Here is a 22,401-nt window from a genome sequence, read left to right as displayed (position 1 = left end):
ATAAAGTTTAATGGTTGCTGTAGGTTTAGTGGTGCGATGTAGTTTGCCACTACATCTACGGAGGTTCCATAAGAAAACTTGATTTTAGGCCTTCTGAAACACTTTTATCCACCTGTACCCATATCCTTCAATTGAGAATACTTCTTGGCTGTCTTCTGTTTTGTAAACCCGGTCTCCAAAAATATTTACAAGTTGAGCGTTTTTTAGGTATGGTGTTTTTATTTTTACCTCAGCTTTTGCCTCACCAAAATTATGTAGGCAAAGCAATTTTTGATCCTGCCATTCTGCTTCACAGGCAAACACTTGTGCGTTATTGGTTGTTAAGGTCTTCCAGTTTCCATTGCCTATTTCAGGACATTTTTTTCTTACCCTGATTAGGTTCTCCATCCAATGCATCAGGGAATCGGGTTCGCTCATTTGTTGGAGTACATTGATTTTATGGTAGCTAAAAGCACCTTCGGTGACTAAAGGGCATACAAGTTTATTGGTTTCTGCCTTTGAAAAGCCTCCATTTTTTGCATTGGACCATTGCATAGGCGTTCGTACACTTGTTCGGCCTGAAAGGGCTAGGTTATCTCCCATGCCCAACTCTTCGCCATAGCTTATCATCGGTATGCCCTGCAAACTAAACAGCAAACTATAGAACATTTCTATTCTTTTGCGGTCACCGTTAACCATTGGAGGAAACCTTCTGCGTATACCATGACCAAATATCCGCATTTCCTCTTGTGGAGCAAAGGTTTCAAAAACCTCATTCCGTTCTTCTTCGGTTAGGTATTCTAAGTTTAGCTCATCGTGGTGACGAATAAAGTTTACCCATTCGGCTGGTTCAATATTACAGATTTCTTTATATGTTTTATACAGGGGAGACGCATCTTTTCTGGCCAGGGACAAGAACATATTTTTATTTACCATAAAATTGAAAAGCAAATGGAGCCTGTCTTTCTGGCCAAAGTATTCCTTAAGCTTATCATATTCAACATTAGCCTCTCCTATAAGAACAGCTTCTGCATTTCTCCCTTTCTGAAAATCTCTAAAAATATTTAGAATGTGGTGCAGGTTATCTTTATCCTCATGGACTTGCTCTATTGTTTCTGTCAGAATATGTGCTGCATCTATTCTAAACCCTGAAATACCTAGCTCAAGCCAAAAGCCCATAATTTTAAGGATTTCTGCTTGTACTGTAGGGTTGTCAATGTTTAGGTCTGGTTGTTCCTTGAAAAAGTGGTGGAGGTAATAGGCGTCAGCCATTTCGTCGTATTCCCAAACGCTATGTTCTATCCCGTTGAAGACAACCCGCTCCTTCTTTTCACTTTTAGGTTCTTTGACCCAAATATAATAATCCCGATATGGAGAATCGGGGCTTTTTCGGCTTTCTTGGAACCAGGGATGCTCTATCGATGTGTGGTTTACTACCAGGTCAATAATCACTTTGATTCCAAATGCTTTTGCTTGATGGACAAAATCTACAAAGTCGCCTAGGTTTCCTAGCCTTGGATCAATGTTAAAATAATCTTTAACATCATAGCCATTGTCTCTGTTTGGCGTAGGGTAAAATGGCAGGATCCAAATACAGTCAATGCCTAGACCTGCCAAATAATGAAGTTTTTGCTTGAGTCCTTGAAAATCGCCTATTCCATCTCCATTTGCATCATAAAAGGATTCAACATCTAACCTGTATATAATAGCATTTTTATACCAGTTCTTCATATTTTACCCTATCCGTTTTTTATTGTGCGTAGGCCATGGTGGTCAACAAAGCATTTTCTGATTGTCTGGAGTCTAATCTAGTGTGCTGTACCACTATTGGAACATCTGACAAGATTACACTCGCATAGTCTGTGTCTCTTGGAACAGGTTCTGGGGTCTCTAGTTCATTAAACCTGATGTGTCTTGTCCTTTGGGCAGGAACGTTGATTTTGTAAGGGCCGGCAGGTTCTCGGTCTTCAAAATAAATGAATACCTGTACTTGGGCATCCTTCTCACTTGCATTTAAAATACATGCAGTTTCATGACTTTCCATTTGGGGTTCTGGGCCAGTGCTGTCACCAGGAATATAGCCTTCCGCTATTGCCCAATGTGTTTTTCCTATTGTCTGTTTCATACAATCAAAGTTGTTTTTTTTAGAAAAAACTGATTGTACGTGTGTATGTTTAAGCTTGAACCCAAATTATAGCCACTTCTTTTTTTGCAAAGCAGAATTGAATCAGTTATTTGCTTGCCTTATGCATTAGATTTCGTTGTGAGGGGCAAAAGAATAAAAATCAGCGTATTTGGTATGCAAAGCATAGTGGTTCTATGGTTAAAAACCAAATACGAGCGAAGTCTGATTTGAAGTTATTTTGCCACGCAATAGAAAGTTCTAATGCATATTTCAGGTTCATCATAACCACAGCTATGCTCTGCAACACAAGTGGGCTAAATATTTGTATTAGCCCCTTATGATGGCACCTCTTGGCGCAATTAGGGGTTAAAGACTAAATTTCGAAATGGAAGCCTTTTTCTTTCAGTGAATGGTAAATGGCAGGGTCAAAGCTATACAATCTTGCCGCTCTATGTGCAACATTCTGTTGTATTTCATCTAGAGGCAGGAGCAAGTTCATTTTTAGGAGCTTTTTTCTGAAATTCCTTTTGTCCAACTTTTTTAAAAGTGTGGCTTCGTATAGCTGTTGAATTTCCGTTAAGGTAAATTTTTCAGGTAATAGCTCAAAGCCTATAGGCTCGTACCGGACTTTTCTTCTGAGTTTTTGCAGTGAAGTGTCAAAAATATCTTTATGGTCAAAAGGTAGTTCAGGTAGTGTGTTGATATTGCACCACTTTACTTCTGTGGCCAAAGGGCCAGGTTTTAGTTGATAAGCTTCAGGTTTAACTAATGCATAATAGGCAATGGTAATAACCCGGCGCAGTGGGAAACGCTTTAGCTCTCCAAAGGTATGTACCTGTTCCATATAAAGATTGGATACGCCAGTAAGTTCCTCCAAGATTCTCCTGGCCGACTGGTCTAAGTCTTCATCCTCTAATACAAACCCGCCAGGAAGTGCCCATTTGCCAAATTCAGGTTCTTGGGCTCTCCTAATTAGTAATACTTTTAACTCTGCATTCTCAAAACCAAAGATTACACAATCGATGGAGAGCGATGGTATTATTCCTTCTTCAGTCACTTTGCTATTATAACTTTTCATTAAAAAAGACTCTAATATAGCAAAAAAATGTTAGAATTGCACAATTTGAATATTGTGGGGTTTGCGTTCGCTTAAATGGTTTAGAACAAAAAGGACACTTTTTTACAATATTTTTGATAAGTATACTTTTTACTATAGTACTTTTATGTCCATGTCTTTTTTGAAGGATAATAATGAATAAGAATCGAAGGTGGTCTTTTAGGTTGTTTTATGTGGTCTTTAGCACAGCCTTATTGGCTTGTAGTGATAAGAAGGGTATTGCAGATTATAAAGATGCAAATTTGCCGGCAGAGGTGCGCGCAGAGGCTTTGTTGCAGGAAATGACTATCGAAGAAAAAGTTGCCCAACTTACATGTATTTGGCAGGACAAGGTCAATATGCTGCATGAAGACGGTAGCTTTAATGAAGAAGGGGCAATAAAGTACTTTGGCGGCCACAGCATAGGACAGATAGCCCGTCCGTCGGAAAAGAAAAATGCCCGGCAGATGGCAGAGTTTACTAATAAGGCACAAAAGTTTTTTACTGAAAATACCCGATTGGGCATACCTGTTATTTTCCATGAAGAGTGTTTACATGGTCATGCAGCACCTGACGGTACCAGCTTTCCTCACCCAATAGCTTTGGCAGGCACTTTTGATCCTGAGCTGGTTGAGTCGCTTTACCGAATGACTGCCAAAGAGGTACGTTTAAGGGGAGGGCACCAAGCTCTGACGCCTGTTGTGGATATAGCAAGAGATCCGAGATGGGGAAGGGTAGAGGAAACTTTTGGAGAGGATCCTTATTTGGTAAGTAGAATGGGCTTGGCATCTGTCATAGGTTTTCAGGGGCGAGAGAAAAATATTGGGAAGGAAAGTGTGTTGGCTACTTTGAAGCACTTTGCCGCACATGGTGAGCCGGAGTCTGGTACAAACTGTGCCCCTGCGAATATATCTGAAAGGGTTCTTAGGGAAGTGCACCTTTTACCTTTTAAAGTGTGTGTGGAAGAGGGTGGGGTACGAAGCATTATGGCTTCTTATAATGAAATTGATGGCATTCCTTCTCATGTTAACCATTGGCTCTTGAAAGATGTGCTACGGGGAGAGTGGGGCTTTGATGGTACCGTCGTTTCTGATTATTATGCCATAGAGGAGCTTATGACGAGGCATAAGGTAGTAGGAGATAAAAAAAGTGCTGCCATTAACGCTTTGCGTGCCGGAGTGGATATGGAGTTGCCCAATCCTTCTTGTTATAATAAACTTGCAGAAGCCGTGAAAGAGAACCCGGAACTTCTGAAGTTTATTGATGCTGCTGTTTTAAGAGTTCTGAAACTCAAGTTTGAACTAGGCCTTTTTGAAAATCCTTATGTTGAACCTGATGCCGCAGAGGAATTTACTGGTTGTGAGGATAACCGCAAGTTGGCATTGGAGGCTGCTAAGCGGTCAATTGTTTTGTTGAAGAATGAAAACAACCTTGCCCCTATTGACAGAAACAGTATAAAAAAGCTTGCTGTGATAGGCCCTAATGCTGATAAAGTTTTGTGCGGTGGATATAGTGATAAGCCAAAACAATTTATTAGCATACTTCAAGGGATTCAGGAAAAAGTAGGGAAAGACATTGAAGTTTTATACAGTGAAGGATGTAAGATTACAGAAGATGGAAACTGGTATGAAGCCCCTGTGCATCTTAGCGATGCCGCAGAAGATAGAAAGAAGATTAAAGAGGCTGTAAAGATCGCTCAACAGGCAGATGCGGTTGTACTTTGCGTGGGCGGAAATGAACTAACTTCTAGGGAAGCATGGGATGATAGTCACATGGGCGATAGGAATAGCTTGGAAATGGTCGGGCTTCAGGAAGAACTTATTAAAGCGGTTCTAGAAACGGGTAAGCCAGTTTATACTTTTCTTTTTAACGGTCGGCCTTTGAGTATAAATTATTTGGCAGAACATGCTCCTGTTATTTTTGAGGCTTGGTATTTGGGACAGGAAACAGGGTATGCAGTGGCTGATGTTCTGTTTGGTGATTACAATCCAGGCGGAAAGCTTGCTATTTCAATTCCCCGTTCTGTGGGACATGTTCCTGCATATTACAACTATAAACCTACCGCGCGGAGGGGATATTTATTTGAGGATGTTTCACCTCTTTACCCTTTTGGGCATGGGCTAAGTTATACATCTTTTGATATCAGTAACTTGAAAACGAAAGTGGATAAAATTCATTCAGGAGATAGTTTACATGTATCTGTGGATGTTGTCAATACAGGCTATCTGGCAGGGGATGAGGTCATACAGTTATACATAAGAGATGTTGTAAGTTCTGTAACACGTCCAGTCCTTGAATTAAAAGATTTTCAGAGAATCTCTTTGGAACCAGGGGAAAAAAAGAACGTATCTTTTTATATCACTCCTGAAAAGTTGGCTTTTTATAACTTGGAGATGAATTTTGAAGTAGAACCCGGTGAGTTTGAAGTTATGATTGGAAATTCTAGTACAAATTTGCTCACTGCCACATTTGAAGTGTTAGCTCCTTAGTGTTAAGCAGTAGTGTGAGATAACTGGTTTGGTTTTTACAGTGGAAACACTTACTTTTCGATGTAAATGATATTATTTTCATAAATTATTTAACTATATTTATTTCTTTAAACAAACAAAAGGCGTTATGAAAAAAGTTATGTTGTTCTTTTTGATGATTATGGTAGGTAAGTTTGCCATAGCTCAGGGTGTTTTACCTATAGACGAAGAAACTGGGAAAGTTATGTTTTCTGAAGTGGTTCCGGTAGATAATAATAACCAGAAAGACCTTTTCACTAAGGCAAGAAATGTAGGTAGTTCTAAAAAGGAAGACATATTAAAAGATGATGAGGCTGAAGGGATCTTTAAAACTAAGGGGAAGTTTGGTGTTAAGTACCCAAGCCCGATGAGAGGGATGATGCATGACGGAACCGTAAGCTATACGTTAAGTATAATGGTGAAGGATGGAAGGTATAAGTATGAAATTACAGATTTTGAGCATTCTTCTCCTAAAGCAAGTGGAGGAAAGTTAGAAAGCAAACTCCCAGAATGTGGTAAGTATACACTTACAGAAAGTGGTTGGTCAACAATCAAAAAAGAGACTAAAAAGGAAGTTGAAGGTATTATTGAAAACTTAAAGGCGGCAATGGCTAAGGCTCCTGCTGCTGATAAAGATGACTGGTAGGATCTATTGAACTGACGTAGTCTAAAAAACTTTAACATTACGGTTGTATTGCCACAGGGACACTTTTCTAAAGTGTCCTTTGTTTTGATGGTAGGGAGGAAGTAATTATGGATCGTAATCGTGGTAATAAATCGTCTCCCGAACTTTCAGCGATATGGATTAATCAGGAAGGGAAGTTGTGTGAAATGTTCCGTATGGGAGATGCAGTTGTAAATCGGCTGTTTAATTGTGTGAAATGGAATTGGGACGGAAGCTTAAAACTTAGCTTTAACCCAGAATTTATAACCCAGGCAGGGTGGTGAAAAAAGAGGCAGGGCATATTGTTCTGCCTCTTTTTTTGCTGAGGTGTATAATATGGACTAGGAATTTCAAATCAGTCGCTTCGATCGTATTTGTCTGTTAACTATAACGCTGTTATGTTTTGCGACCCATAAGTGCTGATTTATTGTTATTTTAAAATCTGTCGTATAAGTGACATCTAGAAATTAGCTTTCTGCTTACACCGGAGCTGTTGTGTGTTGCTGATTAACTTTTCTCTTTTTTTTATTGTTTTTACTTCAGAGGGAAGAAAATGTGAAAGGAGGGGAAATGCGATCAATCTGGTCTGGAGCCATTAGTTTTGGCCTTGTCAATATTCCAATTAAGCTATATAGTGCCGTAGGGGATACTTCGCTAAGTTTTAGGCAGCTTTCTGCCAAAGACCATGCGCCTGTTCGGTATAAGAAGGTCTCATCGGCTGATGGTGAAGAACTACAGGCCAATGATATTGTTAAAGGTTATGAGTATGCCAAAGGGCAATATCTAATTGTAAGCGAGGAAGACTTGGAGAAGGTGAGTCCTGAAAAAACCAAGTCTGTAGACATACAGCAGTTTATTTTCGAAGAGGAAATTGATCCCATTTTTTTTGATAAACCATATTATTTAGAACCTGACAAGACAGCTTCAAAACCTTATGCTTTGCTAAGAGAGGCATTGGCTAAAAGCAATAAAGTTGGAATCGCTTCATTTGTATTGCGAAACAAGGAGCATATTGCTGTGATAAAGCCAGTGGACAAAGTATTGGTGTTAAGCATTCTTAGATATGCCGATGAAGTACGTGATCCCAATGAGTTAAATTTGCCTGAGCATGATGTGGTCAATGACAAAGAACTGGAAATGGCTGAAATGCTGATAAACCAGCTGACAGATGATTTTGATCCACAGCAGTTCCGTGATACCTATTCTGAAGAACTTCGTGAGATCCTTGATGCAAAAGCAAGGGGAGAAGAAGTTGCAGAACGTAAAGAGGAAAAAGTTTCTGTTAAGGCAGATAATTTGTTGGATACGTTACGGGCGAGTTTAGAAGCAGGCAAATCAACTGATCGTCCACCTGCAAAACGTAAAACCTCTGCTAAGAAAAAAGTTAAGAAATAGTACTGAAAACTAGGGCTTATGACGCTGAAGAAGTATGCAGAGAAAAGGGACTTCACTAAAACGCCTGAACCATCAGGTGCTAAAGGGCGGAGTAGTGGTGGATTGAAGTTTACGGTTCAGAAGCACCACGCTAGGAGGTTACACTATGACTTGCGCTTAGAGCTGGATGGGGTAATGGTAAGTTGGGCTGTACCCAAAGGGCCATCAATGCGTCCAGCAGATAAAAGGTTGGCAATGATGGTAGAAGATCATCCCTTAGAGTATCGAGATTTTGAGGGTATAATCCCCAAAGGAAACTATGGAGCAGGTACGGTAATGGTATGGGATGAAGGTTCTTATGCTGTAAAAGAAGTAGATGGGCGCAAGCAGACAGAGGCTACTGTCACAGAGGCTACTGTCAGACAAATGCTTGAGGATGGAAACCTAAAGGTCGTCTTCTATGGCGAGAAAATTAAGGGGGAGTTCGCTTTGGTAAAAAGCAGTCGGGGCGAAAAAGGAAATGAGTGGCTTTTGATTAAGAAAAGGGATGAGTTTGCTACAGAAGAGGATATTCGTGAATGGGACTATTCTGTTAAAACCGGTAGGACATTAGATGAAATAGCGGAAGAAGCCGAAAGGGAAGGCCAGGTATGGTATGGTGGTAAAAATGAATTGACCAACTCTTTTGATGATTCCTTGAAAGGTACGATGCCTACTAATGTGAAGCCTATGTTGGCTACTTTGCTGGATGAGCCTTTTGATTCTGATGAATGGCTTTATGAAATAAAATGGGATGGCTATAGGGCTGTAGCTGAAGTGGTTTATGATAAAGTATACTTATATAGTCGCAATGGGAAAGCTTTTAATGATCACTTTCCAAAAATCGTAGATGCTCTGAAAAAAATGGGAGTTAAAGCGGTTTTTGATGGTGAGGTGGTTGCGGTTGACGAGAAAGGAAGTGCAAGGTTTGATATTATACAAAACTATAAAAGAACTCAAGAAGGAAATATAGTTTACTATGTGTTTGATATCCTTTATCTGGAGGGGTACAATCTCACTTCATTAACCTTATCGGAGCGAAAAAAAATATTAGAAAAAATTCTGCCTGACGATAATGGTATCATTCGATACAACGGGCATGTAGAGCGGGAAGGTAAACGTTTTTTTGAACTGGTAGAAAAAAACGAGCTGGAAGGTATTATTGCCAAAAGGAAAGCGGGTGTTTACCAAACTGGCACTAGAAGCCGTGAATGGCTTAAGATAAAAACTCAACGTAGGCAAGAAGCTGTTATAGTAGGTATTACAGAACCTAAAGGTGGTAGGAAACATTTTGGTGCGCTTTTGTTAGGGCTGTATGAAGGTAATGACTTAAGGTATATTGGAAGGGTAGGGGGCGGTTTTGATGAACGGTTGTTGAAGGAGGTGTACCAAGATTTGGAACCGCTTTTTTCAGATACAACACCCTTGAAAAATGTTCCCAAGCTTAATCAGAAAGTGCAATGGGTAGTGCCTGAAAAGGTTTGTGAAGTGAAGTTTCAGGAGTGGACTTCAGAAGGACTGTTGCGTCAGCCTATCTTTTTAGGCATGCGCGAGGATAAGCCGGTTGAAGATGTCGTTATGGAAAAAGAAAAGCCTGTTGCAAAAGTGCTTAAAACGGCAGAACGTAAAACAGAAGAAAAGACCCAACTGCGCCCTCCTATGGCTCGGCGAGGAAAAGTTGATTTGCCATTTAAGCAACTTTTCAAAAACGGGAATGAAGGTATTGTTGAGATAGATGGTCAGCAGCAGAAAGTAACTAACCTTCAAAAGGTTTATTGGCCTGATGAAGGTTATACTAAAGGAGAGCTGCTGGAATATTACTTTCATATAGCGCCAGTTATTCTGCCTTATTTGATAGACCGGCCTCAGTCTTTGAAACGAAACCCAAACGGGGTGAATAGTAAAGGTTTTTTTCAAAAGAATATGCCAGCTTCTACACCTGATTGGATCTATACAAAAGGTATATTTTCTGAGCACAACCAAGGAGAAATTAATTTTATGTTTTGCCAAAATGTAGCTTCTTTGGTTTATATGGCAAACCTTGGCTGTATAGAAATAAACCCTTGGAGCAGTAGGTTAAATAGCTTGGAGTATCCTGATTATATAGTGATAGATTTAGATCCGCAGGATGTGCCTTTTGAGCAAGTGATAGAAACTGCTTTGGCTGTAAAAAAAGTATTGGATCAGGGAGGCATACAGGGGGTATGTAAAACTTCAGGTTCTCGTGGGTTGCATATTTACATACCACTAGGAGCAAAATACGATTATGACCAGGGGAAAGATTTTGCCCATCTTCTCGCTACCTATGTACATGAACTGGTACCTAAGTTTACAAGCTTGGAACGAAGTCCTTCTAAAAGACGAAATAAAATTTATCTCGATTTTCTTCAAAACAGAAAAGGACAGACTTTAGCGGCACCTTATTGTGTAAGGCCCCGCCCTGGTGCTACGGTATCTACACCGTTGGCCTGGGAAGAGTTAAAGCCCGGGTTGTCGCCTGCTCAATTTACCATGAAAAATATCTTTTCTAGGATAAAGGAAAAAGGAGATTTGTTTCGGCCAATATTGTCTATGGAAAATGACCTTGCAGAGATTTTGGCACGCATTAAATAAAAAAAATTAGGGTTGCCCACTTAGATATCTTATGTGTTATTAGCTTACTTAGGCTCGCTAAGTTACTTTTTGCCTCGCCGGCAGGGCCTTACTTTTTTTCTTAGACAAAAAAAGTAAGCAAAAAAGTCAAGGCCCTGAAATTTGCTAAACTTTATAACCATTACGCTATCCCGATAGCTATCGGGATGAAACTCACCCTCCTTGCGTCGGGCTCAAACAGCAAATTTTTTGGCCGTTTCATGCTTATAAAGTTCTTAACGCAATTTCATCAATGGCCACCTTGTTTTCTAACAATGGCACATATCGCCATTTTAGAAAGGCAGCTTAAAGCATTTTATCCTACAAAAAAACTTATTACTTCCTAGAGACTTAAATGGGTAATCCTAAAAAAAATAAAGGGCTCCATAAAGCCCTTTATCCCTTTTAACCAAATACAATAAATCAACAAAAAAAATTAGCTTTCCTGCTGAGCTTCTCTTTGTCTTTCTACAGCTTCTTCAACATTTTCAGCAGTTTCTACCTGTGTTCTTAAGGCAGGAACAGTGTTTTGCGCCCATTGTCTGAGCTGTTCATCTTCAGTGTTTTCAGCTCTGTCCTCAAAACGGTCAACGGCGTCTCTGTTTCTTTCGACCATACGGTCCATAAATTCTTCATCAAAGTCAAAGCCTTCTTCTTGCGCTAGTTCGTTAAGGTCTTCTCTTTGATCTTCGTCTAAGGAGTCAGGAAGAAATACGTTTCTTTGTTCTGCAAATTGAGCTAACTCCTGATGTATATTCTGATGCTCTGTTTGAACATTGTTGGCATATTCTCTAACTTCTTCTGTTACGGCTCGTTCTTGTGCCAGTCTTGCCAGTTCAATGTTAAACATTTTTTCTTTAGCAGTTTCTTGAAGAAAGTCTCTGTCTTCTTCAGCAAGTCCTGTGGCTTCGGTCGTTTCCTGCGCAGTCTCTTCTTCTGTTCTTTCAGGTTGTTCGCATGAGTATGTTAAAAATGCTGCTAATAACAAACCTGTAAATGCTAGCTTTTTCATCTTCTACAGTTTTAAGTTCTAAAAAAATAATCAATACTTTAGCTTTAACCTGCTGCTGTGGAAAATGTTTATGAAGTGCTTTATTTTTTCCTCGAAAATTAATAAAAGATTAAGCTATTTCTTATGTTGGATCTGTTTGACTATTAGGTGTGTTAAGTATTTGTGAAAATGATTTTTATAGTCTGAAAAGTTATATTTGATAGACTGAATTTATTGTTTGTAGCATAGGTTTAGGGGGAGCAAACTCCTCTCTTGGAGGAGTTAAACCTGAAAAAAAGGCTTTCTATTATATATCAAAATAACTTCAAGTCAGCCGCTTTGCGCACCTTTGTGTCTTAGCCATAGCGCTTTTATGCTTTGCGACCCAAAAGTGCTGGTTTATTGTTGTTTTGCTCTTTATGACAAATCCTAGCGCATCATTCAGGTTAAAAATATGTGAGAAAAGGGTCAGTCAAAAATTGCTACTACCCTTGCAGGGGCTGCTGATGCTCCTTTTATTTTAAGGGGAAACACAGCTACCTTAAAACCAGAAGGAGGTAGTGCGGAAAGGTTTACGAGTTGTTCCATGTGGCAATACTCTTTTTCAAGGCCTACCAAATGCCCTTCCCAGAAGAGTTCAGGGTTTTGGCTTTTCTTGGCTTTTTCAGCCATAAATTTTAAAGGTAGGTCCCATCCCCACTGGTCAATTCCCATTACTTTAACACCTTTGTCGATTAGCCATTCGGTAGCTTCACGACTCATTCCGGTACCTTTTTCAGGATACTCTCTTGTTCCGGAGTACTTATCTCTTCCTGTTTTGATCAATACAATAGTGCCGGGTGTTATCTCAGCTCCAGTTTTTTCCAGGTCAGCTTTAAGATCTTTAACAGTAACAGGTATATTGTCAGGGATATGGCTTACGTCAATGACTACCCCTGGGCCATAACACCAATCAAGTGGCACTTCATCAATAGTTTTTGCTCTTTTGCCATTTACCTCGGGGCCATAGTGCCAAGGGGCATCTATATGTGTGGAAGCATGTACGCCTAAGTGCTTTATAGCATCATCTGCCCAGCCAACAAAGTTTTTGGGAAATAATTTTGCCGGAAGGCCTAAAAATAACCTCACCAGCCAATAGCCTTTCTTGTGGGATTTGTGTTTGATCTTGACCCTCATATACCAAGGGTCTTCCTTTCTGTAAGCTATTGTTTTAGAAAGGTCAACTACTTTTGTCATTCGCTACTATTTGTTAATCTGGTTCAAAAAATGAAGTTATATAATAAAATAGACAAAAGTCAATTTTTGGCGAAATAAGTCGGTGGGCTTAACAAACTTCTCTACAAATAGGTTCATTAAATGTGAGGGCACTAGCTTACATATCGATAACTACTTGTTTTTTTGTTTTTTCATGTGCACCCGTGCGAATGGTGAAGCCTTTGGAAAAAAAGGAGAAAGCAGTGTCGTTTTCTGTAGGAGGTCCTTTGGTAAATCTTCCAGGACACCCTTACACTTTTGCGCCTATTCCAATGACGTCTTTCTCAGGAGCTGCTGGCATAGCTGACGATTTGACGGTGTTTGGTGGTGTTAATACTACGGGACTTTTATTTGGTGTTTTCAATGCTGATGTTGGAATGGTAAAAGGGCTATGGAAGCCAAAAGGTATGATTCCTGGTTTGACCATCTCACCTATTGGGAATTTTATGATTGACAGATGGGATTGGAATTTTCGCTTTTACCCTCAGTTGGACTTAAACGCTTACTGGGATTATGGTGATACGGGAAACTTCTTTTATCTGGGAACAACTAACTGGTTTGACCTAAGAGAGCAATCGGTACATGGTGAAGAAAGGTACAACTATTGGGTGCCCGGCTTTCATACGGGGCATACATTTACAACACCACGGATGAATTATACACTTGAGTTGAAATATATGGGGCCTGGGGCAGATGTTGAGCGTATGGCTCTGGACTTTTTAAGTATTCGCTCTCACGGGGTCTGGGGTTTTTATTTTGGGGTATCAAGAAGGTTTTAGTATGCAGGGCCAGGTTTGACTGGGAATTGTGCTGAGTATATGTATTGAAGGTTTAGTAGAGGAGGTCATATGAGGAAGATAGGAGTATTTCCGGTAGTAGGTGTTTTAATGTGTTTGGTTTGTTCATGTATGCGAGTGGAGGATGTATTGTTTGAGCCAGAACAAACCGACTTTTATCAATTTGATGATTACAAAGGGAAAACGGACTTTACTTTAGGGTCTTATTTTGATATTCCTGAAGAGAAAATACATTTGGTGCAAATGACTTCGAACCTGAATGGGGATGAGGCTAAGATTTATGCCACCTATGTTGGGGATCTGGAAACTATTAGTACAGATACGGTTATTGTTTATTGTCATGGAAATCATATGCATATGGACTATTACTGGCCAAGAACTAAGTTGCTGGCCAATACTGGTTATGGAGTATTAACTTTTGACTACCGAGGGTATGGAAAGTCTGAGGGGCAAGCTACGGAGGAAGGTTTATATGCTGATACGCGGGCGGTGCTTCAATGGCTGAAGGAAAGAGGCCTAACCGACGACCGGCTGGTGATTTATGGTTTTAGTTTAGGATCAGCGCCTGCTACAAAACTTTCAGCGCATCCGCAGGTTTTAACCCCTTCTAAATTAATTTTGGAGGCACCTTTTGCGTCCGCAGAGGCTTTCGTGAGAGATGCGGTACAGCTTTCTCTTCCGGCTTCTTATATCACTAACCTTGAAATAAACAATGCTGATGAAATTAAGAAGGTGCAGCAGCCTTTGTTGTGGATGCACGGTACCGAAGACCGCTTACTTCATATAGAGGCGCATGGAGAACTTGTCTATAACAATCATAATGGTGCTTTTAAAGAGGGGTATCGGGTAGAAGGGGCTTGGCATCAGTCTGTGCCTATAGATATGGAGTTTATCAACTATGTATATACTATACAGGGGTTCGTCCGTAGGAACAATAAATAAATATTAGAGAGTAATACTGTAAGCTACTCTCTAATATTTACTGGGCTGTCTATGGTTTTTTATGGGCTACCACAATGATATCATTGCAAAAGCCAAACCTTTCAAAGGCCTCTGTCGAAAACTCCTTACCGTATCTGTTCATTTCAACAGTAAACCCATGTTTTTCAAGTCGGTCTTTAATGTCTGGTGCATACCATCTTACATGATCCCATTGGCCAAAATGTTCTTTTCTATCCTTGGGTGAGGTGATAGAGGGGTTCTCATACGTCTTTTCAAAACTTTCATTTATCGGTACTGTTATGATAGCAGTGCCTTGACTTTTAAGAACCCGATAGATTTCTGACATGGCCGCCCCATCGTCCGGGATATGCTCTAATACGTGGTTGCAAAGAACAAAATCAAACTCATTGTCAGGAAATGAAAGCTTTGTCAAGTCGATGTTTTGCACACCTTTTTGATTCGAATATCCGTCTACCATTTTGTCACCAGCTACATAGGTGAGGTTTTTTTGATTTTTAAAAACCTGATAAAATGCGTGTTCTGGTGCTACATGCAGAAGTTTGGCATTTCTATTTAGAATAGCTAATTTGTTTTCAATGAAATGCCATACCAGCCTCTGTCTTGCCCGCGCTCCGTTGGTTGGAGTAATAAGTTCGTTTTGAAGCCTTACAAAAGCTTTGAACTCTCTTTTGGCAATGGGGCAATAAACTTTCGGCTTTTGTGCCTGAAAAAGGTTTTGCAGTATGTAGTGACGCTTCCAGTTTAACTTTCTAAAGAAAATCCGGATATCATGTGGAACTACCTTTTTTACAAAGTTGACTATTTTTTGATCCATTCCCTGTTTAAATAAACTATTTCGTTAAAAAGGTAAGTCGTCTGGGTCTCCGCCAGAAAATGAAGATGCATTTTCGCCTGGGAAATCATCTGCCGGGGGTGGTGGGGGAGGGGTACCTTCTGAGTCTTTCTGTATTTTCCATGCGCGTACATCGGTATACCAGCGCCCGTTGTATTCTCTACTTTCTATTTCTATTGAAGCTGTTATTTGCTCTCCTTCTTGAACATTAAATTGATCAATCTTGTCTCCCCATAAATTCATACATACCTTTTTGGGGTATTGAGAGGCTGTTTCTATAACAAACTCTTGCTTTTTCCATTCACCATTTCTTCCTTGACCTTTCTGAAGGGGAAGGAGCTTAATTACGGTTCCTTTAACTTCCATTTACTAATTATATTATTTTTGGTCCAAATACAAAGATAACATAACCAAAGAGGAATCCTTTAGTATGCTCATCTAAAAATCTGATAAAACTCTATTTGTATAAAACCAATCTTTATAGAATGGGGTTCGTGCAGGTATTAATATTCAAAAAATCAGTAAAATATAATCATCGCTTAAGCAGGGGTAGTGTTAGGGGGAGGGAGGCGGCAAAAAACTAAAGAGGCCGATTTTACTTTCGGCTCATACCTACTGGATCTACGGGGTATCTTGTAAAAATGTCCCGGATCATGACGGGCAGCTTTTGTTTGTAAATATGAGGAGAGTCGAGCGCACCAGTACTCCAACCCCTCCAGACTAGACTATTGTCGTTGCTGTCTATAATGTCTATAATCAGCATCCCTTCTGTAAATGGGATTTCTTGTATATACTGTCCTATAATATAAGGCTTTTCTGGTGTTCCTACGGGTACATTCCAGTCGTACAAGTACGGTGTCTGGTGTGGATTGTATGGGTTGTTATACCTGAAGTTCCAGAAATTACTATGTGGATTGTTATACATATGGGTTGTATATGTGTACGGATTTGGTGTTAGGTCTCTGGCTGTGGGCGCATAAGCATAAACTGGCAACTGGAACGTATTGATCTTGTCTTCCATTTGAAAATAATAAACTATGTAGAGGTCAGGGTCATAATTGTCTTCAAACATACCTCTGGCCCTCAATTCTTGGTTTACCAAGTTATTAATTTCTTTTTCTACCAGTTCATTATCATACTCAGTCCCGTAAACCGGGAATGAATCTCGAGGAATCCATGAGAAGCTTTTGTATTCTGCAAAGTCTGCTTCTGCATCTAGGTCTGCATAGGTGTTGTATATAGAAGTGCACCCTTTTATAAAAGATACCAGCGTAAACAAACCAATTATAAGTCCTGCCCATCTTCCTGTCTTCTTCATACCTCGCCTCCTAACTTTTTATCCCTTCTCAATAAAATAAGAGGTTGGAAAGAAAGATTGTTTGGCTTATAGTTATGATTTTTCTCAATGTAGCAGATTATTTATATTACTCCCTTGAGCAATTGAACGACTAAATATGGCTTTGTCTGGCCACCGTAGATGAAAATCAGGGCATTCTTAATAAGCATTCTCTTAACCTGAGCATTAGTTCCTTTGTTTTCAGGCATTCAATTGGAGTTAGGTTTTCCAACGCAGGAACTTCCTTGCTAAGCCAGCAAATACTTCCTTTACCATGTTTTGCATAAATTACAACTGCTAGGTCAAAACTTTTATCCAGTAGAGATAGTAGCTCTTTTTGATAATCTGTATTTTTCCAATAATCCTCCTTAGCCTTCTGTACCCAATTGTCCCATACTTTATCTCCTGAATAATATTGCTCAAGACCTCTTTCTTTACTCATTTCAACAAATCATTTCTTTACGCTCCGCCCCCCCCTGAAATCTGAAAGGTGTAAAATCCACCTCCCCTTCGCAACTTTTCACCTTCCCGTATGCTTCATGCTCGCACTTCCAGACGCAGTCGCTGTATTTGTCATAGGCTTCCTTCGGGGTGCCAAGATAATCATTGATGATGGAATAATACTCTCCGTCTACAATTTTTGCCGCTGGCTTGAGTGCTCCCACTACAGGCTGGCTCGTCGCTAAAATGATTTACCAAATCATTTTTTAACGCTCCGCCCCATCGAAACCCAGGTAATGAGGTTTTCTACAGGCTCTTCTCTGTCCTTAGAAATAAACCCGAACTCGTCCACCACGTCTATTGGACGGTCTTCTGTTTTGTAATGCCATTCGTGAATTGGCGTATTCCCGTCCCAGACCCATCTTGTAATCTTTCCGTCAAATAACTTGGCGGTCCTGCGCCCTAAAGCATCATACTCGAAACTGACGGTTTTGTTATCGAGGCGGGTCACTTGTTTCAGGCTGCCGTTGCCGTTCCACTCATAATGCCAGTTGCCGTCTTTGGTGGACTTCTTTATTAAATTGCCTTCTTCATCATAAGTATACTTATCTCCCTTATTTTCCAGCAGTTTTCCGCCCGCGCCGTATTTCCGGTCTTTCTTTTCTTCTTCACGGAAGATGTTGCAGCCCTGCAAGCTGGCTCGTCGCTAAAATGATTTACCAAATCATTTTTTAACGCTCCGCCCTCTCTAAAATAGTTTTCCTTTCCCTGTATACGATATTCCTGAACGGTCAGGCTTTCGATCAGGTTGCCGAAGCTGTCGTGCCGGAACCTAGTGGCAGTGTCTGTCAGCACGTCGTGGATGCGCTGCAGGCGGTCGTTGGGGTGCCAGTAATATTGCTTGTGGCGGTGCAGGCGACGGGCACCGGTGCCGTTCCAGGTCTTCTGTTCCCTCGGGCGTCCCGACAGGTCGTAGGCGAATTGGTCCTTTACGTTGCCGATGCCGAGTACCCTGTCCAGTTCCTGTCCAAGGCTGTTGTAGGTGATCTCTGCCTGCCAGGGGAGTTTCATGCCCTGCTGGCCGGCCTGCATACTGGTGACAAAACCTGACTCGTTGCGTCCCAGCTGTATGTCCGCACCGAGGCTGCTGCCAATGTGCTGTCTCAGCCCCAGTTTGTCGTACTTATCTCTCTGGAAGTAATGAGCGGAAAAGCGCCCGATATACATCAGTTCTCGGTTCAGGTCGCCGAAGCTGGCAAGGAAAGGGTGAAAATAAACCGGATCGGTTGCGGGATTTGTTAAAACCCGGCAACCCAAAAGCCATTTAAGAAACTGTCAATAAGAGAAATATATAACCAGCAGATCATTAAAATGTAATTGTTTGATAATCTAATATTTAGAATATTTATAAGGTAAATATGGTTTTGCCTGGTGTCGTGCAGGATACTGTGCATTCTTATTTAAAGGGTTGATATCCTGTTCTTATACATTCTCTTACTTTCATTAAAACTTCTCCAAGCAAGTTTTCTCCCCTCCATTTAGATTCATCAAATTTATAAGGACTATCTTCAGGTAACCCTATTCCCCATATTAAATCTGTCGGGCTAGATTCGGCTAGTTTTTTATTTCCGGTATTTAATAAATACACTTTAAGTTTATCATTTTGTGTGAACTTAGCATAATTTCCTTGAAAAACAATCCTATATCGATATTGCAGCCACTTTTCTTCTTTAAAAAAACGAACTTGTCTCCCAAGCTTTCGTTGAACATTTGGTCTTTTTTCTTCCAAAATCTGCTTTGCCTTATCTTTGTCGCCAAATAAAAAAGCTTTGTTGTACATCATCCACTGTTCACAACAATTAAATATATTTCCCTCAATTGTAAAATCTGATATCAATGTCGTTTAGTTAAGCTTTTCTTGTTGTATTGGTAAGATATTTTTTTGTAAATTGTGAGGGTATATAGGGACTAATAAAAACTCTGACTATAGAGAAGAACTAACCAAACATATCAGCCATGAGATTAACTGTAAAGAGTTCATTAGCCGTGTTAAAGACGGCTGTGAAAGGGTATTCTCTAGACAAAGAAAGCTGGATATCAGGAAGTTAATTGTTTTTATCATGTCTTTTAAGTCAGCATTGCAACGTGATCTTGACAGATTTTACAAAGCAATGTCCAATAGCGATTTTAATATTCGCGAGGTTACTAAAAGCGCCCTTTCTCAGTCCAGATCCAAGCTAAATCCATGGGCATTTGTTAGGTTGAACGAAATAAGTGTGGATTTTTTCTACAAAAAGGCCTCCTATTACACATGGCATGGCATGCGTACTCTTGCTGTTGATGGCACCCGTCTTCAACTTCCAAATCATCCCACAGTAAAAGAAGAATTTGGGGAATATATGTTTGGGCCTAAAGCAAGCACTCCTCGCTCTATGGCAATGGGTTCTATGCTTTATGATGTACTTAATCACATAACTCTCGATGCAGAAATAGCACCTTATGCTTCAAGCGAAAGAGATTTGCTTGTACAGCACCTTAAAAAAGTTGAAAAGGGCGATTTGCTCCTTCTGGACAGGGGATATCCTTGTTTTTGGTTGTTTTTTCTGCTTAAAGCCAAGGGGGTAGAGTTTTGCATAAGGCTTGAGAATGAATGGTGGAAAGAAGTTGAAAGTCTGATGGCCAGCCCTGAACAGGAACGCATAGTGAAGTTTCGGCTCCCTAAAAAAGACCATGGTAAACTGAGTGAATACCCGGAAATTATCAGTCAAGAAATAGACTGCAGGCTTATAAAAGTAAAGCTTGAAACAGGTGAGACAGAAATACTTTGTACTTCCCTGACAGATTTAAAAAAATACGATATTGAGGAGTTTAAGCGGCTTTATCATTATCGGTGGAATGAGGAAGAGTGCTATAAATTACTGAAAAGTCGTCTTGATCTGGAATCTTTTTCTGGAAAAACGGCAAAGGCTGTACGTCAGGATTTTCATGCCAAAGTTTTCCTTTTAACACTATGTGCAGCATATTGCCATCCTATTGAAGCTAAAGTCCTGGCTGAATATGAGGAGGAGCAAAAGGAACAGGAACAAAAGGAAGAGGAACAGAAAGAAGAGAAAGGAAAAAAGAAGCGAAAATACCAACAAAAACCTAATAAGACAAATGCTTTAGCAAACTTAATGGACATGCTTATCCCAATTTTCCTTAAAAGAAAATACCGAAAAGCCGTTAAAGCATTTGATGATATTGTCTCCAGAACCAAAGAAGTTGTAAGGCCAGACAGAAAAGTAGATCGACCTAAAAAAATAAAAAAACCACACTCGATGAACTATAAAAAACTGTGACCATTATCACTAACTAAACGACATTGAATCTGATATATACCATTGCGACAAAGGATGATAATACCCATAAAAAAATTCATATTGGGCAGAAGTATCCATTTAAGAAATTTCTCTTTTAGTTTTAAATTTCATCTTTACTAAAGATTTGTACAGTTATTTACTAGTAAACTTTTAGAAATAGTCCCTATTATTAAATCTAGTATTTTTATAACATAATAAATTACTTTTTAGCAATATTATGGTGTATCTATATTTAGCTCCTTTTTCCCAAAAAAATCCTTTGTAGATTTTTTAAAGTTTCAAGTTGATTTATTAAATAACTACTATATTGCTCAGAGGAAAAATTTGCTGGTGGACTTTTATAAAACAAAGGGTTTGAAATTATTCCTTCAATTAATTTTAAATCTAAATAAAAAAAATGCAACAAAGTTTTTGGAAAAACAGGCTCTTCGGAATATTCATCTAAAACACTTTTAATTAGTTTTACTAATACGTCAAACTTGGACTGATCCCACTCATAGTTCAATCTCAAATAACTTAAAAAATCATTATCTGAATTATAATACTCCTCAAAGAGTTTAGCTTTTTCTTTTAAAGTAATCATATTTAATGACATTTTGGTTTATACCTGTCAACAATGGCTGCTTGAGGAATATTTCCTTCAACTAGTAACTCTGCTGCGTTTTTAGCAAATTTATTTGCTTTGACAATGTCTGGGTCACCTAATCCTGCATTTCCAAGATGAGTTACTCTTCCAGCAGAAGTTGTTAAATCTAATTTACTGTTAGGTACTTGATCCAAATCTATTTTTACAACTTCGGTTCCAGACTTTCGAGCCCACCGTTCCGCAAAGGCTTTTTCTTTAGTTAATGAAATATATTGATCATTATACCCATCAGTTGATCCATGTAAAACATGTTCTAACGGAGAATTATTGGCAAATGGATCTTTGGGTATTTTTCCATTACCACTATTTAAACTATTTATATCAGCTTGGCTTAATGCTCTATACCAAATATCGACCCAACCTAGTACATCAATTCTACAATTTGGATCATAAACATAATTATACAACCTATCTCCCCCCTCCAACCCAATCGGATCCTGGCTCACATACATCGCCTCGTCAGGTGCATAGTAGCGGAAGCGGTTGTAGTACAGGCCCGTCTCTACGTCGTGATACTGGCCTTGAAAACGGAACGGAATAAAACCAACCTCCCCTTCACAGCTTTTTACCTTCCCATAAACCTCGTGCTCACACTTCCAGACGCAGTCGCTGTATTTGTCATAGGCTTCCTTCGGGGTGCCAAGATAATCATTGATGATGGAATAATATTCACCGTCTACAATTTTTGCCGCTGGTTTAAATGAGCCATCATCGAAGACCCATGTGACGAGGTTCTCTACGGGCTCTTCTCTGTCCTTAGAAATGAACCCGAACTCGTCCACCACGTCTTTGGGCCTGTCTTCGAGGTCGTATTTCCACTCGTTCAGCGGTACGTTGCCGTCCCACAGCCATCTTGTAATCTTTCCGTCATATATTTTTGCTGTCCTTCGCCCCAGTGCATCATACTCGAAACTGACGGTTTTGTTATCGGGGCGGGTCACTTGTTTCAGGCTGCCGTTGCCGTTCCACTCGTAAATCCAGTTGCCCTCTTTGGTCGTCTTTTGTATTAAATTGCCTTCCTCGTCGTAACTGTACTTGTCCCCTTTGTTTTCCAGCAGCTTTCCGCCCGCGCCGTATTTCCGGTCTTTCTTTTCCTCTTCACGGAATATGTTCCCGACTTCGTCACGGAAGTAGTTTTCCTTTCCCTGTATACGATATTCCTGAACGGTCAGGCTTTCGATCAGGTTGCCGAAGCTGTCGTGCCGGAACCTGGTGGCAGTGTCTGTCAGCACGTCGTGGATGCGCTGGAGGCGGTCGTTGGGGTGCCAGTAATATTGCTTGTGTCGGTGCAGGCGACGGGCACCGGTGCCGTTCCAGGTCTTCTGTTCCCGCGGACGGCCGTTCATGTCGTAGGCGAACTGATTCTT

General features: G+C 40.1%; 23 protein-coding genes. 8 read left to right on the top strand and 15 right to left on the bottom strand.

Translation table 11 applies throughout. From position 1 onward, the window contains the following. Positions 1 to 84: 84 nt before the first annotated feature. The 3 genes from RCC89_18940 to RCC89_18930 all read right to left on the bottom strand — a co-directional run bounded on the left by RCC89_18940 (position 85) and on the right by RCC89_18930 (position 3,182). A complete protein-coding gene (locus RCC89_18940; protein WMJ75223.1) occupies positions 85 to 1,710 on the bottom strand; it encodes an alpha-amylase family protein in 1,626 nt (541 codons plus the stop codon). Between the two features lie 19 nt (positions 1,711 to 1,729). Then, complete coding sequence (locus RCC89_18935; protein WMJ75222.1) at positions 1,730 to 2,104, bottom strand: sensory rhodopsin transducer; 375 nt, start codon at positions 2,102 to 2,104, stop codon at positions 1,730 to 1,732. Positions 2,105 to 2,477: 373 nt separating this feature from the next. Beyond that, positions 2,478 to 3,182, bottom strand: a complete 705-nt coding sequence (locus tag RCC89_18930; GenBank protein WMJ75221.1) for an NUDIX domain-containing protein — start codon at positions 3,180 to 3,182, stop codon at positions 2,478 to 2,480. Between the two features lie 173 nt (positions 3,183 to 3,355). Here RCC89_18930 and RCC89_18925 point away from each other — a divergent pair, with 173 nt between their 5' ends. From RCC89_18925 to ligD, 5 genes are all read left to right on the top strand, one after another. Beyond that, a complete protein-coding gene (locus tag RCC89_18925) occupies positions 3,356 to 5,689 on the top strand; it encodes a glycoside hydrolase family 3 N-terminal domain-containing protein (GenBank protein ID WMJ75220.1) in 2,334 nt (777 codons plus the stop codon). 127 nt (positions 5,690 to 5,816) lie between these two features. Continuing rightward, a complete protein-coding gene (locus tag RCC89_18920) occupies positions 5,817 to 6,353 on the top strand; it encodes a DUF4468 domain-containing protein (protein ID WMJ75219.1) in 537 nt (178 codons plus the stop codon). Positions 6,354 to 6,460: 107 nt separating this feature from the next. Then, positions 6,461 to 6,655 (top strand): hypothetical protein, encoded by a 195-nt coding sequence (locus tag RCC89_18915; protein WMJ75218.1) that lies wholly within the window; start codon positions 6,461 to 6,463, stop codon positions 6,653 to 6,655. Positions 6,656 to 6,941: 286 nt separating this feature from the next. Beyond that, positions 6,942 to 7,766, top strand: coding sequence for a Ku protein (locus RCC89_18910; GenBank protein WMJ75217.1), 825 nt, complete (start codon positions 6,942 to 6,944; stop codon positions 7,764 to 7,766). Between the two features lie 18 nt (positions 7,767 to 7,784). Then, positions 7,785 to 10,397 (top strand): DNA ligase D, encoded by a 2,613-nt coding sequence (ligD, locus tag RCC89_18905; protein WMJ75216.1) that lies wholly within the window; start codon positions 7,785 to 7,787, stop codon positions 10,395 to 10,397. Between the two features lie 454 nt (positions 10,398 to 10,851). Here ligD and RCC89_18900 read toward each other — a convergent pair whose 3' ends face one another. Together RCC89_18900 and RCC89_18895 are read right to left on the bottom strand one after the other, a co-directional pair. Continuing rightward, positions 10,852 to 11,427, bottom strand: a complete 576-nt coding sequence (locus RCC89_18900) for a DUF4142 domain-containing protein (GenBank protein ID WMJ75215.1) — start codon at positions 11,425 to 11,427, stop codon at positions 10,852 to 10,854. 447 nt (positions 11,428 to 11,874) lie between these two features. Then, positions 11,875 to 12,642 carry a cyclase family protein gene (locus RCC89_18895; GenBank protein WMJ75214.1) on the bottom strand — a complete coding sequence of 256 codons (768 nt, stop codon included), beginning with the start codon at positions 12,640 to 12,642 and terminating at the stop codon, positions 11,875 to 11,877. A gap of 200 nt (positions 12,643 to 12,842) precedes the next feature. Here RCC89_18895 and RCC89_18890 point away from each other — a divergent pair, with 200 nt between their 5' ends. Further along, positions 12,843 to 13,439: a hypothetical protein gene (locus tag RCC89_18890; protein WMJ75213.1), complete on the top strand. Its 597-nt coding sequence runs from the start codon at positions 12,843 to 12,845 to the stop codon at positions 13,437 to 13,439. Positions 13,440 to 13,508: 69 nt separating this feature from the next. Further along, positions 13,509 to 14,399, top strand: coding sequence for an alpha/beta fold hydrolase (locus RCC89_18885; protein WMJ75212.1), 891 nt, complete (start codon positions 13,509 to 13,511; stop codon positions 14,397 to 14,399). Positions 14,400 to 14,448: 49 nt separating this feature from the next. On the opposite strand, the gene RCC89_18880 is transcribed toward RCC89_18885, so the two are convergent. The 8 genes from RCC89_18880 to RCC89_18845 form a co-directional block, all read right to left on the bottom strand. Further along, the gene (locus RCC89_18880) at positions 14,449 to 15,234 is read right to left on the bottom strand and encodes a methyltransferase domain-containing protein (protein WMJ75211.1); all 786 of its coding nucleotides are present in this window, start codon (positions 15,232 to 15,234) and stop codon (positions 14,449 to 14,451) included. Between the two features lie 24 nt (positions 15,235 to 15,258). Beyond that, positions 15,259 to 15,618, bottom strand: coding sequence for a DUF3127 domain-containing protein (locus RCC89_18875; GenBank protein WMJ75210.1), 360 nt, complete (start codon positions 15,616 to 15,618; stop codon positions 15,259 to 15,261). Positions 15,619 to 15,847: 229 nt separating this feature from the next. Further along, entirely contained in the window at positions 15,848 to 16,570 is a 723-nt protein-coding gene (locus tag RCC89_18870; protein ID WMJ75209.1) for a DUF4136 domain-containing protein, read from the bottom strand. A 166-nt stretch (positions 16,571 to 16,736) separates the two neighbouring features. After that, positions 16,737 to 17,030 carry a hypothetical protein gene (locus RCC89_18865; protein WMJ75208.1) on the bottom strand — a complete coding sequence of 98 codons (294 nt, stop codon included), beginning with the start codon at positions 17,028 to 17,030 and terminating at the stop codon, positions 16,737 to 16,739. 1 nt (position 17,031) lies between these two features. Next, complete coding sequence (locus RCC89_18860) at positions 17,032 to 17,253, bottom strand: hypothetical protein (GenBank protein ID WMJ75207.1); 222 nt, start codon at positions 17,251 to 17,253, stop codon at positions 17,032 to 17,034. Between the two features lie 35 nt (positions 17,254 to 17,288). Beyond that, on the bottom strand, positions 17,289 to 17,540 hold the full coding sequence (locus RCC89_18855) for a hypothetical protein (protein ID WMJ75206.1): 252 nt from the start codon (positions 17,538 to 17,540) through the stop codon (positions 17,289 to 17,291). 65 nt (positions 17,541 to 17,605) lie between these two features. Beyond that, entirely contained in the window at positions 17,606 to 18,346 is a 741-nt protein-coding gene (locus tag RCC89_18850) for a hypothetical protein (GenBank protein WMJ75205.1), read from the bottom strand. A gap of 139 nt (positions 18,347 to 18,485) precedes the next feature. Next, positions 18,486 to 18,926 (bottom strand): NADAR family protein, encoded by a 441-nt coding sequence (locus RCC89_18845; GenBank protein ID WMJ75204.1) that lies wholly within the window; start codon positions 18,924 to 18,926, stop codon positions 18,486 to 18,488. Between the two features lie 64 nt (positions 18,927 to 18,990). Here RCC89_18845 and RCC89_18840 point away from each other — a divergent pair, with 64 nt between their 5' ends. Further along, positions 18,991 to 20,367 (top strand): IS4 family transposase, encoded by a 1,377-nt coding sequence (locus RCC89_18840; protein WMJ75674.1) that lies wholly within the window; start codon positions 18,991 to 18,993, stop codon positions 20,365 to 20,367. A 253-nt stretch (positions 20,368 to 20,620) separates the two neighbouring features. Here RCC89_18840 and RCC89_18835 read toward each other — a convergent pair whose 3' ends face one another. Both RCC89_18835 and RCC89_18830 read right to left on the bottom strand, forming a co-directional pair. Beyond that, positions 20,621 to 20,971, bottom strand: coding sequence for a hypothetical protein (locus tag RCC89_18835; protein ID WMJ75203.1), 351 nt, complete (start codon positions 20,969 to 20,971; stop codon positions 20,621 to 20,623). Positions 20,972 to 20,973: 2 nt separating this feature from the next. Further along, on the bottom strand, positions 20,974 to 22,380 hold the full coding sequence (locus RCC89_18830; protein ID WMJ75202.1) for an RHS repeat-associated core domain-containing protein: 1,407 nt from the start codon (positions 22,378 to 22,380) through the stop codon (positions 20,974 to 20,976). Positions 22,381 to 22,401: the final 21 nt, after the last annotated feature.

The sequence above is a fragment of the Cytophagaceae bacterium ABcell3 genome (assembly GCA_030913385.1).
GTDB lineage: Bacteria > Bacteroidota > Bacteroidia > Cytophagales > Cytophagaceae > ABcell3.
Note: the sequence above shows the minus strand (reverse complement) of the source record. Positions and strands in the feature narration are given on the sequence as shown.

Coding starts and splice junctions, on each gene's coding strand:
- RCC89_18940 (WMJ75223.1), bottom strand. CDS start 1,710: ATGAAGAACTGGTATAAAAATGCTATTATATACAGGTTAGATGTTGAA.
- RCC89_18935 (WMJ75222.1), bottom strand. CDS start 2,104: ATGAAACAGACAATAGGAAAAACACATTGGGCAATAGCGGAAGGCTAT.
- RCC89_18930 (WMJ75221.1), bottom strand. CDS start 3,182: ATGAAAAGTTATAATAGCAAAGTGACTGAAGAAGGAATAATACCATCG.
- RCC89_18925 (WMJ75220.1), top strand. CDS start 3,356: ATGAATAAGAATCGAAGGTGGTCTTTTAGGTTGTTTTATGTGGTCTTT.
- RCC89_18920 (WMJ75219.1), top strand. CDS start 5,817: ATGAAAAAAGTTATGTTGTTCTTTTTGATGATTATGGTAGGTAAGTTT.
- RCC89_18915 (WMJ75218.1), top strand. CDS start 6,461: ATGGATCGTAATCGTGGTAATAAATCGTCTCCCGAACTTTCAGCGATA.
- RCC89_18910 (WMJ75217.1), top strand. CDS start 6,942: ATGCGATCAATCTGGTCTGGAGCCATTAGTTTTGGCCTTGTCAATATT.
- ligD (WMJ75216.1), top strand. CDS start 7,785: ATGACGCTGAAGAAGTATGCAGAGAAAAGGGACTTCACTAAAACGCCT.
- RCC89_18900 (WMJ75215.1), bottom strand. CDS start 11,427: ATGAAAAAGCTAGCATTTACAGGTTTGTTATTAGCAGCATTTTTAACA.
- RCC89_18895 (WMJ75214.1), bottom strand. CDS start 12,642: ATGACAAAAGTAGTTGACCTTTCTAAAACAATAGCTTACAGAAAGGAA.
- RCC89_18885 (WMJ75212.1), top strand. CDS start 13,509: ATGAGGAAGATAGGAGTATTTCCGGTAGTAGGTGTTTTAATGTGTTTG.
- RCC89_18880 (WMJ75211.1), bottom strand. CDS start 15,234: ATGGATCAAAAAATAGTCAACTTTGTAAAAAAGGTAGTTCCACATGAT.
- RCC89_18875 (WMJ75210.1), bottom strand. CDS start 15,618: ATGGAAGTTAAAGGAACCGTAATTAAGCTCCTTCCCCTTCAGAAAGGT.
- RCC89_18870 (WMJ75209.1), bottom strand. CDS start 16,570: ATGAAGAAGACAGGAAGATGGGCAGGACTTATAATTGGTTTGTTTACG.
- RCC89_18865 (WMJ75208.1), bottom strand. CDS start 17,030: ATGAGTAAAGAAAGAGGTCTTGAGCAATATTATTCAGGAGATAAAGTA.
- RCC89_18835 (WMJ75203.1), bottom strand. CDS start 20,971: ATGATTACTTTAAAAGAAAAAGCTAAACTCTTTGAGGAGTATTATAAT.
- RCC89_18830 (WMJ75202.1), bottom strand. CDS start 22,380: ATGAACGGCCGTCCGCGGGAACAGAAGACCTGGAACGGCACCGGTGCC.